General features: G+C 64.5%; 10 protein-coding genes. 7 read left to right on the forward strand and 3 right to left on the reverse strand.

What is annotated here, in order from left to right; genetic code table 11:
* The first annotated feature begins 310 nt into the window (after positions 1-310).
* From phnC to ACLFKU_RS14065, 4 genes are all read left to right on the forward strand, one after another.
* Positions 311-1,219, forward strand: a complete 909-nt coding sequence (phnC, locus tag ACLFKU_RS14050; RefSeq protein ID WP_410849487.1) for a phosphonate ABC transporter ATP-binding protein — start codon at positions 311-313, stop codon at positions 1,217-1,219.
* A 59-nt stretch (positions 1,220-1,278) separates the two neighbouring features.
* Positions 1,279-2,256, forward strand: coding sequence for a phosphonate ABC transporter substrate-binding protein (phnD, locus tag ACLFKU_RS14055; protein ID WP_410849488.1), 978 nt, complete (start codon positions 1,279-1,281; stop codon positions 2,254-2,256).
* Positions 2,253-3,092 (forward strand): phosphonate ABC transporter, permease protein PhnE, encoded by an 840-nt coding sequence (phnE, locus tag ACLFKU_RS14060; RefSeq protein WP_410849489.1) that lies wholly within the window; start codon positions 2,253-2,255, stop codon positions 3,090-3,092. The genes phnD and phnE overlap by 4 nt, the downstream gene beginning before the upstream one ends.
* A gap of 254 nt (positions 3,093-3,346) precedes the next feature.
* A complete protein-coding gene (locus ACLFKU_RS14065; protein ID WP_410849490.1) occupies positions 3,347-4,183 on the forward strand; it encodes an EamA family transporter in 837 nt (278 codons plus the stop codon).
* Positions 4,184-4,199: 16 nt separating this feature from the next.
* Here ACLFKU_RS14065 and ACLFKU_RS14070 read toward each other — a convergent pair whose 3' ends face one another.
* Complete coding sequence (locus ACLFKU_RS14070) at positions 4,200-4,511, reverse strand: hypothetical protein (RefSeq protein WP_410849491.1); 312 nt, start codon at positions 4,509-4,511, stop codon at positions 4,200-4,202.
* A 262-nt stretch (positions 4,512-4,773) separates the two neighbouring features.
* Between ACLFKU_RS14070 and ACLFKU_RS14075 the strand changes: the two genes are divergently transcribed.
* Positions 4,774-5,310, forward strand: a complete 537-nt coding sequence (locus ACLFKU_RS14075; RefSeq protein WP_410849492.1) for a thioesterase family protein — start codon at positions 4,774-4,776, stop codon at positions 5,308-5,310.
* Positions 5,303-6,295, forward strand: a complete 993-nt coding sequence (locus ACLFKU_RS14080) for an alpha/beta hydrolase (RefSeq protein ID WP_410849493.1) — start codon at positions 5,303-5,305, stop codon at positions 6,293-6,295. Before ACLFKU_RS14075 ends, ACLFKU_RS14080 begins: the two co-directional genes overlap by 8 nt.
* Positions 6,296-6,338: 43 nt before the next feature.
* Here the strand turns inward: ACLFKU_RS14080 and ACLFKU_RS14085 are convergent, their stop codons facing one another.
* Positions 6,339-7,301 carry a response regulator gene (locus ACLFKU_RS14085; RefSeq protein WP_368582307.1) on the reverse strand — a complete coding sequence of 321 codons (963 nt, stop codon included), beginning with the start codon at positions 7,299-7,301 and terminating at the stop codon, positions 6,339-6,341.
* 627 nt (positions 7,302-7,928) lie between these two features.
* On the opposite strand from ACLFKU_RS14085, the gene ACLFKU_RS14090 reads away from it, so the two are divergent.
* Positions 7,929-8,753 carry a hypothetical protein gene (locus tag ACLFKU_RS14090; RefSeq protein ID WP_410849494.1) on the forward strand — a complete coding sequence of 275 codons (825 nt, stop codon included), beginning with the start codon at positions 7,929-7,931 and terminating at the stop codon, positions 8,751-8,753.
* Positions 8,754-8,765: 12 nt separating this feature from the next.
* On the opposite strand, the gene ACLFKU_RS14095 is transcribed toward ACLFKU_RS14090, so the two are convergent.
* Positions 8,766-9,440 carry an HAD family hydrolase gene (locus tag ACLFKU_RS14095; protein ID WP_410849495.1) on the reverse strand — a complete coding sequence of 225 codons (675 nt, stop codon included), beginning with the start codon at positions 9,438-9,440 and terminating at the stop codon, positions 8,766-8,768.
* Positions 9,441-9,937: the final 497 nt, after the last annotated feature.

Genomic DNA, 9,937 nt, shown 5'->3' on the forward strand with positions numbered 1-9,937 from the left:
GACCCGTGTACCGGGAGCATCGAGCACGACGGCAAACGACGCAGTGTTGCCGTGCCACGCCAAGAGTCAACACCAGCGAGTGCGCCCGTATGCACGCGAATCATGTCATCCGTATGTCACTCTCCGTTCAAATCATTGACTTCAAGCTGACTTAGTTCTGCCATCCTGACGACACATGACACCGCGGAAATTCGACACAGAAACATGTAGTCGTCTAGACGTTGCGATGCCTTCACTCAACCGTCACAGTCGCTTTCTAGAATGAGCCTCACACATGCCGGCAGTGTCCGGATGCATCGAGGGAATACAGATGGAAGCTATCCGGGAAGCTATTCGAATCGAACGTTTGAGCAAAACGTTCGGCAACGGCCGCAAAGCGCTCGACGAAATCGATCTGCGCGTCGCGCCCGGTGAAATGGTCGCGCTGATCGGCGCGTCGGGCTCGGGAAAATCGACGTTGCTGCGGCATATCGCGGGCTTTACCGCGTCGGACGCGCAGCCGTCGCAGATCGAGATTCTCGGCCGGCCGATCCAGCAGAACGGCCGCATCGTGCGTGAAGTGCGCAGCATTCGCCGCGACATCGGCTTCGTGTTCCAGCAGTTCAATCTGGTGAACCGGCTGTCGGTCGAAACCAACGTGCTGATCGGCGCGCTCGCGCGCCTGCCGTGGTGGCGGCGTCTCTCCGGCCGCTTCCCTCGTGCGGAGCGCGCGTTGTCGCTGGCCGCGCTGCACGAGGTCGGCATCGGCGAGCATGCGCGCGAGCGGGCGTCGAACCTGTCGGGCGGTCAGCAGCAACGGGCCGCGCTCGCGCGGGCGCTGGTGCAGCGCGCGCAAATCGTGCTCGCCGACGAGCCGATCGCGTCGCTCGATCCCGAGTCGTCGCGTCGCGTGATGGACATGCTGCAAGCGCTGAACGTCGAGCATCGGATCACGGTATTGGTGTCGCTGCACCAGGTCGACATCGCGATGCAGTACTGCCCGCGCACGGTCGCACTGCGTCGCGGCAAGGTGGTCTACGACGGCCCTTCCAATGCGCTCACGCCGGCGCGGCTAAAGAAACTCTACGGCGACGATGCGCGCGAACTGTTCGACGACGCGGCGCACGACGCCGACGACACTCATGACGCGCCCGACACCCCCGCCGCGCCCGCGCGGCCGGACACCGGCCCCGCCGCCGCGCGCTACGCATTCGCGCTGAACGCCGCGCCGTCGAACTGAACCGCGCACGCCGTCGCGCGCTGTTGTTGCTCTCCATCCACTCAACCGGACCTCAACCGATGAAACTCCTGCGCTCCCTGATCACGCTCGCGGCCGGCGCTGCCGCTTTCACCTGTGTCGCCGCGGCCCACGCCGAGGACATCAACCTCGGCATCATCTCGACCGATTCGTCGGCGGTGCTCAAGCAACGCTGGGAACCGCTGATCGATGACATGAAGAAACAGACCGGACTGGACGTGAAGGCGTTCTTCGCGACCGATTACGCGGGCATCATCGAAGGCATGCGCTTCAACAAGGTGCAGGTCGGCTATTTCGGCAATGCGTCGGCGATCGAAGCGGTCGATCGTTCGAATGGCGAAGTATTTGCGAAAGTCGAGCACGCGGACGGCCAAAGTGGCTACTACTCGCTGCTGATCACCAATGTGAACAGCCGCTTCAAGACGCTCGACGACGTGTTCAAGGACACGAAGAGCGTCACGCTCGGCTTCGGCGATCCGAACTCGACCTCGGGCACGCTGGTGCCGGGCTACTACCTGTTCGCGAAGCACAATGCGCCGGTCAAGACGTCGTTCAAGACCGTGCTGCCGTCGAGCCATGAGGCGAATCTTCTGGCCGTCGTCAACAACAAGATCGACATCGCGACCAACAACAGCGAGATGATGGACACGCTCAAGCAACAGCATCCGGACAAGTTCGCGCAGGTGCGGGTGTTGTGGACCTCGCCGCTGATTCCGTCGGACCCGCTCGTGTGGCGCAAGGATCTGCCTCAAGCGACGAAGGACAAGCTGCGCACATTCTTCCTGAACTACGCGAAGACCGATCCGCACGAAAAAGCGGTGATGGCCGCCATCACCGGATACAGCGGCTTCTCGGCATCGTCGGATCAGCAACTGCTGCCGATCCGCCAGATCGTGCTGTTCCAGCAAAAGCAGAAGATCGAGAACGATACGCATCTGTCCGATAGCGACCGCAAGACGCAATTGGCCGCGCTCGACGCGAAGCTGAGCGCGCTCGGCGCCGCACAGCCGAAGCAATGAACACGGCCGATCTGATCGTGTCGCCGGCGCGCCCGAGCGAAGCGGCCGCCGCGCAGGCGGCGCAAGCAAAAGTTCGTGCCGGCAAGCGCGGCTGGTGGTCGTTGCTCGGCTGGATCGCGGTGCTCGCGGTGCTCGGCGGCGCTTGGCACGGCGCCGACATGCGTCCGCTCGATCTGCTCAGCGACTCCGCCAACATGGGCGAGTTCGCGGCGGACTTCTTTCCGCCCGACTTCACCGAGTGGCGCACCTACGTGCACGAGATGTACGTGACGCTGGCGGTCGCGATCTGGGGTACCGCGCTTTCGCTCGTCTGCGCGGTGCCTTTTGGCCTGATGTCCTCGCACAATCTCGCGCCGCAATGGGTACTGCAACCGGTGCGCCGCCTGATGGACGCGTGCCGCGCGATCAATGAAATTGTCTTCGCGATGCTGTTCATCGTCGCGGTCGGCCTCGGGCCGTTCGCCGGCGTGCTCGCGCTGTGGGTGCATACCACGGGCGTGCTCGCCAAGCTGTTCGCCGAAGCGGTCGAGGCAATCGATCCGCGCCCGGCCGAAGGCGTGCGCGCAACCGGCGCGACGCGCCTCGACGAAATCGTCTATGCGGTGTTGCCGCAAGTTCTGCCGCTGTGGATTTCGTACGCGCTGTATCGCTTCGAGTCGAACGTGCGCTCGGCGATGGTGGTCGGCATGGTCGGCGCGGGCGGCATCGGCGTCGTGCTGTACGAGGCGATCCGCTCGTTCAACTATGCGCAGACGGCCGCCGTGATGATCATGGTGATCGTCGTCGTGACCGTGATCGATCTCGGCTCGGCGTGGCTGCGTGAGCGGGTGATCTGAGTACGGCGCGCGCGGGACACGGACCGGTCGATTCAAAACGAACAGCACGGGCGAAGCGCGCTGCCGCTTCGCCCGTTTCTTTTTTGCCGCGTCATCTGCACTCGATGCTGCGCGCCGTAAAACGCCGTTTTCCTGCCACAAAGCCCCTGCGCATCGGTCATCCACTCCGCCATTCCCGCGCTCTGCTGGAATAATCACGGGCTCGCGACCGCCCTGCGGTCTTTCCTTGCTCTCTTCGTCCGATCCCGCTGTCGATGGAACCCTTTGTCGTCCTGCTGGTGCTGTTCTCCGCACTGCTTCACGCAACCTGGAACGCGTTCTTGCATGTGTCCGAAGACCGCGTCTGGCTGCTCGGCATGATGGCGATGCCGTATCTCGCGGTCAGCTCGATCGGCGTGCTGGTGCTGCCGCTGCCGGCGCCGGCCGCGTGGCCGTATATCGTTGCGTCGGCGGTGCTCGAATGGGGCTATCTGCTCGCGCTGATTCGCGCATATAAAAGCGGCGATTTCGGCCAGATCTATCCGATCGCGCGCGGTCTTTCGCCGATGCTGGTGTTCGTCGGCGCGCTCGTCTTCGCGGGCGAAGTGCTGAAGCCGCTCGCCGCGCTCGGCGTCGCGCTCGTGTCGTGCGGCATCGTCTCGCTCGCGTTCCGGCGGGGCATGCGCTTTTCCGGCGAGAGCGTGCCGTTCGCGCTGCTGACGGGGCTGTTCATCGCGACGTACTCGGTCGTCGACGGCGTCGGCGCGCGCCTCGCGGGCAATGGCCTCAGCTACATCATGTGGGTCTACCTGGTCTGGAACATTCCGCAGTTTCTGCTTGCGTGGCATTGGCGCGGCGGCGCAAAGGGGCTGTTCATCGGCCGCGCGGTGGTGGTGAAGGGCATCGCGTCGGGCGTGATCGCGCTCGGCGCGTATTGCCTGATCATCGAGGCGTACCGCTATCTGCCGATCGCGATGGTTTCCGCGTTGCGCGAGTTGAGTTCGATCTTCGCGGTGTTGATCGGCTGCATCTTCATGCGCGAGAAGCTCACCGCGCGACGCATCGTGGCGTGTGTGCTCGTGACGTTCGGGGCGGTGTTGATACGGATTTGATGGGAACCCGGCGTAATCAACGCGTGTAATTCACCACCGGCACGGAATACGAAGTCGGCGCGAAATCGGTCCGGCCGCTGCGCTGCGACGAACCATTCGACGGCGCACCGTAGCCGCGATTCTGGGCTGCCTGGTTTTGCGCCGCGACCTTTGCTTTAGCCGCCTGGAGATGGGCCGGATAGTCGATCGCATTCGGGTTGGACGGATCGTGCGCCTGTGCGCGCGAGGGCGGCTGATTGGCCTGATTCGACTGCGCAAACGCCGCGAACGGCACGGAAATGACAGCGGCGATAACCGCTGCTTCGATCAGCGACCTGATGGACTTCATGATTTCCAACCTCCAGAGACGGCTTCATCCGATTGCCGCGGAGCCTCGTGCGATCATCGGCCATCGGCCATCCGCAGCAGCGAAGCCAGTTTAGGAGGCGGTCAGGCCACGCAGTAAGCCCTGAACCATGAATTCACTGTTGCCATAGCGACCACAATTCGAGGCCAACGCGTTCCGGCGCGGCGGCATCGCGATGAACTACACTGATAACGCCAAAACGACGCGCCCCAGCCATCGCATTCGATCGAGGAGATAGACGCTCATGTCGTATCCCGTTGCCCTGCCGTCTTACCGCGACAGCGTGCGCGCCGAATGGGTCGACTACAACGGCCACATGCGCGACGCGTTCTACCTGCTGATCTTCAGTCTCGCGACCGACGAGCTGATCGATCTGATCGGCCTGCACGATGCGGTGCGCAAAGAGCGGCATCGATCGATCTACACGCTCGAAGCGCATGTCAACTATCTGCATGAAATCAAACAAGGCACGCCGGTGCGTGTCGACATGCGCGTGCTCGGCTACGACGCGAAACGTATGCATGTCTACTTCGAAATGTTTGCGCTGGACGCGACGCAAAGCCAACGCAGCGGCCCGGTCGCCGCTGGCGAGCAGATGCTGCTGCACGTCGATACCAGCGGACCGCGTGGCGTCGCTTTCGATCCGGACGTCGAAGCGCGCATCCATGAACTCGCGCAAGCCCATGCGGCATTGCCGCCGGCGCGTTTCGCCGGACGTGTGATCGCATTGCCCTGCGCAACGCAACGGGAAACACTGCCCGAACGGAGTGACCATGCTTGAGCCGGAAATCGCCGCGTTTATCGAACGGGCCAGTGCGCTCTATCCGTCGCATCACGCGGCGATGACGCCGCGCGAGCAGCGCGATCTGTACGACCGCTACGCTGCCACGCTGACGCCACCCCTGCCCAGCGAACTCACCACCCAGGACGCAAGCTTTCGCACCGACGCGGGCCATGCGATCCCGCTTCGGCTCTACCGGCATCGAGCGAAAGCAAGCGAATCCGGGGCGATCCGCGGCACGGTGCTGTATTTTCATGGTGGCGGTTTCGTGCTCGGCTCGCTGAACAGTCATCAGATGGTGACCGCTCGCCTCGCCGCGGACACCGGCCTCGACGTGATCGCGGTCGACTACCGGCTCGCGCCTGAGCATCGCGCGCCGGCCGCGCACGAGGACTGCCTCGAGATCACGCGCGCCGCGTTGAACAACCGCCTGCCGTTCGATCTGCCCGACCACGCCGGATTGCAACTCGCCGGCGATAGCGCCGGCGGCACGCTCGCGGCAAGCGTCGCGCTGCGCTTGCGCGACGACGGCGTGAGCGGAGTGCGCGGCATCGCGCTGGTCTATCCGATGCTCGGCACCGAGCCGCAATCACCCGCGCGCGACACCGAGGCCGATGCGCCGATGCTGACGCTCGCGGACGTGCACAAGTTTCGCAACGCGTACTGGGGGACCAGCGGGGCAAACAGTGGAGAAAGACGCGAAGAAAACGGCGACCGCACGCCCGGCCCCGCATGGACGATTCCGCTCGCCGCAACCCGCTTCGACGGACTGCCGCCGACGCTGGCATTCGGCGCCGAGCACGACCCGCTACGCGACGACGCGCGCGTGTTCGTCGAGCGGATTCGCGAGGCTGGTGGAGATGCCCGGCTGCTGATCGGCATGGGGCTCGTGCATGGATGCTGGCGCGCGCTTGAAACGAGCCCCGGCGTGCAGGCCATGCACAAGGCCGTATGCGATTTTCTCCGCGAACGCGCACGTCATTAGCGCAGCGACACTAATCGGTGCGCCTAGTGCGCTACCGGGCGGTTCAGCGATTGCGGTCAGCGCGCCACTGCGCGAACGTGACCAGATCGAGGCCGACCTCGCCCGGCTCGATGCGGGTCCAGCCGAAGAACGCGTCGTCCCAGCCGGGAATGCTTTGCGGCGTCAGCGACCGGAACTTCATGCCGGAACGATACGCGAGGTCAGGCCAGAACAACGGCATCACCTCGCGCGTGGCGAGCTGGCGCAGCAGGTCGGACGGACCACCCTCGTCGGCGACGATTTCACCCTGCGAGATCCAGTCGTTCTCCGCCCACGCGACGAATATGCTCGGGTTGCCGGCGGCGTCGAACATCAGGATCACGTTCTGCTCGGGGCGCCAGTAATACTCGACGATGCCCTGCGCGGCCACCACTTCGTCGATCACCTTGCGGGTGCGCGGATCGCAGTAGGTCATGCCGTTTTCGCCGAGCGCGAGCCAGCCCGACTCCCCGCAATGGCGGCTCTTCGCGTCCTTCAGGAAATGGGTGAGGCGGTTGGCCGAATCCGCGTCGGTCTTGCGCAGGTACAGGTCGACGATGCCGGCGTTGAACGCTTTCACCGCGACGGTTTCATCGGCGACGCCGGTGAGCAACACCTTTGCGCAACGCAGATGCGAGATCGACGACAGGAATTCGACGCCGCCGATGCCCGGCATGTCGTAGTCGACGACGACCGCCGCGACTTCCTCGAAGCGCGACGGCCGCGCGACGATATCGCGTTCCGCCGAGGTTTCGACGAAGCGCTCGACGCCCGGCTCGCTCAGACACGCCGATGCCGCCGCGAATTCGAGCGAATTCTCGCGCGCGTGCTGGCGGATATAGTTGAGAGCCGCTTGCGGCCGCGTGAAAAACAGGTTCGTGTAGGTGCCCGGAAAAAACCGGCGAAGCGCGTCGAGGTAGCTGTCGTTGTCGTCGACGAAAACCACCGTGGACGGATAAAAAACGGGAGGTCGAATAAAGTTGTTCATATCTTCACGTGTTTCCCACGCCGCCGCGAACGCCCCCGAGACCGACCGGTCGGTCGATTGGTAGATCTGGCGTTTCGCAAAGCGACTGCCCAAGGTATGCCGGTCGATGTCTCGCCCGCGGGTCCGCATGATCAATGGGTTCTTGTCGCTGCTTCCGGTCACCGCCTGCCGTCGCCGCTATCGACGCTGTTCGCGCGTCTCGGATGGCGCAGCCGGGCGGGCCTTCCGGCATGTGCACTGCGAGCCAGTCGCTGCAAGTCACATTTACACGCCGGATAATCGAACGGTGGCTGCCGGTCGTCTGCAATGGTTCGTATAGTACAGGCTCCGGGCATTGGCGGCACAACTTAAATCGCTTTCCCGCAGGCACCTATCGCGCAAAAGCGGCGCGACTGATTGATCGACAAGAAAACCGCGGCACACGGAAAAGATGCCCGCTTCCCTCGTGCCGGCAAAGGCCTATTAACGGCAGGCGTGCGCCGGTCGGTGCCAGGTCCGATCAGACATCTACCATCATGATGCGCCGCAATATGCGGACGAGAAGCGTCGATGGGGAAATGGTCGTTTATCATCAGTCAATCGCAGTTGTTTAATGGTTGTTGCTTAGATATGACGAATACCGGGAAGATGATGATAGTCGGGCTGCTCGTGATCGATGCGGGCGTCGCCGGCTATCTGCTGTACCCCAGGGACGATCAGGTGCCGGCCGTGACCGGTCAGGTGACTCGCAGCGTCACCGGCACGGTGGAATCGCAACCGCAGACGGACGCGGCGCATGCGATTGGCGGCAGTATGAGGCCGGCGCAACCGGCGAGCCCGCCGCCCGCGCCGCGCGCGGACATCGCGAACAACGCCCCGATCACGCCGCAATCGGCGCCCCCGCGGACGGAGTCGGCTGCTCCGGCACCGGCACCGGCTCAGGCGCAATCTCTGGCACCCGCTCCCGCCCAATCCCTGCCCGCAACCGCGGCCGCCCCCGCGCCGAGCGTCACGCCCGATTCCGGCCAGACCGCCAGCGGCCGCATCGACAACGCAGCGCCGGCTGCGGGAAATCCGGTCGCGGTCGCGCGCGAGCGCTCGAGACAGCAGTCGTACGCACAGCAAAGAGCCCAATCGAGGCCACAGTACGGGCCGCGCATCGACCAGACGACCCAAGGCCGACGGCGCGACGACACGCACCCGAACGGCGCCAACCCCGTCGCCGCGATGCTGACGGATCAGCTGGTCAAGGAATCGGCGAAACCCGACCCCTCGCTGCCGATGCCGTCTGGCGTCACCGTGCCGCTGCCGTCTGACAACGGCCCCGGACCTGGCCCGAGTGTCGGCCGTGGCAGTACGAATCCGGTCGCGTCGGCGATGACCGATAAGCTCGTGCGCGAATCGTCGAAAGTGGGACCAACTCAGGGACCCACTCAGCCCCCGGCTGAGCCGCCGATCCTCAACAAACCCTGAGCGAAGCCGGGCTCACGGCCGCGACGCCACCTCATCGAGATGCGCGAGCAGATCGGCCGGATCGTCGTAGACGCGCAACGCTCCCGCGCGCTCGAGTTCCTCGGTGCCATAGCCGCCCGACAGCAGGCCGACGCCGAGCGAGCGGCAGCGGCGCGCGGCGAGCATGTCCCAGATGCTGTCGCCCACCACGACCGTGTGCTCGATCGGCACGCCGAGCCGCTCGGCCGCGGCGAGGAACAGGTCGGGATCGGGCTTCGCGTATTTGACGTCGTCGCGTGTGACGACGACCGCCTTGGCGGGATCGACGCCGAGCGCCGCCAGATTCAGCGACGCGGTTTCCATCCGCCCGCTCGTCGCGACGGCCCACGGCGTGCCGGCTTGCGTCAGCGCGGCGAGCAGTTCGCGGGCGCCCGGCAGCGGGCAGACCTGCGCGCGCATCCGCTGATAGGCGGCCGCATGCCCGTGGCGCAGCCGCTCGGCGCGTTCGACGCTGATTTCGCCGTGGGTCTCACGCAGCAACTGGTCCGTGAACAGCCCACCGCTCATGCCGATCTTGCGATGGATACGCCAGACGGACAGCGGGATACCGTCGCTGTCGAGCGCCTCTTTCCACGCCAGCACGTGCTGATAGACGCTGTCGACGAGCGTGCCGTCGAGGTCGAAAAGAAAGGATGTCTGGATACGCATGCCGGCCTCCGGTGATGATGGGTTCAGTCACTATGCCATGTGTCGATGAAGCGGCCAGGGCGGGCCGCCGCCTTTCCGCAGGTTCCGGTATCTAAAAGAATTGCGCGAATTACCACAGATTCGTGCGTATTTGCCCCGATTTCGCCGGGCCCTCTCCCGGCGCACACCCGAACACGGTAAGCTTCGCCCCCTCGTTGTTTGCACCGTCTACCGTTTTTCGAAAAATCCCCGCTTTATTTCTCCGCTGGACGACCCGAGCGCGATTTCCGTCCCCGCGTCAGGCCCGAGCACGCCGCGTGCTTGTGGCTGATTCGCTAAATCACCCGATAACCGGTTGTCCAGCCATCGGCTCACTGCGCAACGAGCCCAATTAGGCAGTATGACTTTCCGTGATGTGGTGGCTGGCCCGCCGTGAGAAACCAGACGCGGGTTAGCATTGCTGCCAGAGCCGCATGGTGTGCACGAGGGCGACACCCGGCGATTTCCAGCACGGAGGC

Source organism: Paraburkholderia sp. EG304 (assembly GCF_046543485.1).
GTDB lineage: Bacteria > Pseudomonadota > Gammaproteobacteria > Burkholderiales > Burkholderiaceae > Paraburkholderia > Paraburkholderia youngii.

Coding starts and splice junctions, on each gene's coding strand:
- ACLFKU_RS14075 (WP_410849492.1), top strand. CDS start 4,774: ATGTCGTATCCCGTTGCCCTGCCGTCTTACCGCGACAGCGTGCGCGCC.
- phnD (WP_410849488.1), top strand. CDS start 1,279: ATGAAACTCCTGCGCTCCCTGATCACGCTCGCGGCCGGCGCTGCCGCT.
- ACLFKU_RS14070 (WP_410849491.1), bottom strand. CDS start 4,511: ATGAAGTCCATCAGGTCGCTGATCGAAGCAGCGGTTATCGCCGCTGTC.
- ACLFKU_RS14080 (WP_410849493.1), top strand. CDS start 5,303: ATGCTTGAGCCGGAAATCGCCGCGTTTATCGAACGGGCCAGTGCGCTC.
- ACLFKU_RS14065 (WP_410849490.1), top strand. CDS start 3,347: ATGGAACCCTTTGTCGTCCTGCTGGTGCTGTTCTCCGCACTGCTTCAC.
- phnC (WP_410849487.1), top strand. CDS start 311: ATGGAAGCTATCCGGGAAGCTATTCGAATCGAACGTTTGAGCAAAACG.
- ACLFKU_RS14090 (WP_410849494.1), top strand. CDS start 7,929: ATGATGATAGTCGGGCTGCTCGTGATCGATGCGGGCGTCGCCGGCTAT.
- phnE (WP_410849489.1), top strand. CDS start 2,253: ATGAACACGGCCGATCTGATCGTGTCGCCGGCGCGCCCGAGCGAAGCG.
- ACLFKU_RS14085 (WP_368582307.1), bottom strand. CDS start 7,301: ATGAACAACTTTATTCGACCTCCCGTTTTTTATCCGTCCACGGTGGTT.
- ACLFKU_RS14095 (WP_410849495.1), bottom strand. CDS start 9,440: ATGCGTATCCAGACATCCTTTCTTTTCGACCTCGACGGCACGCTCGTC.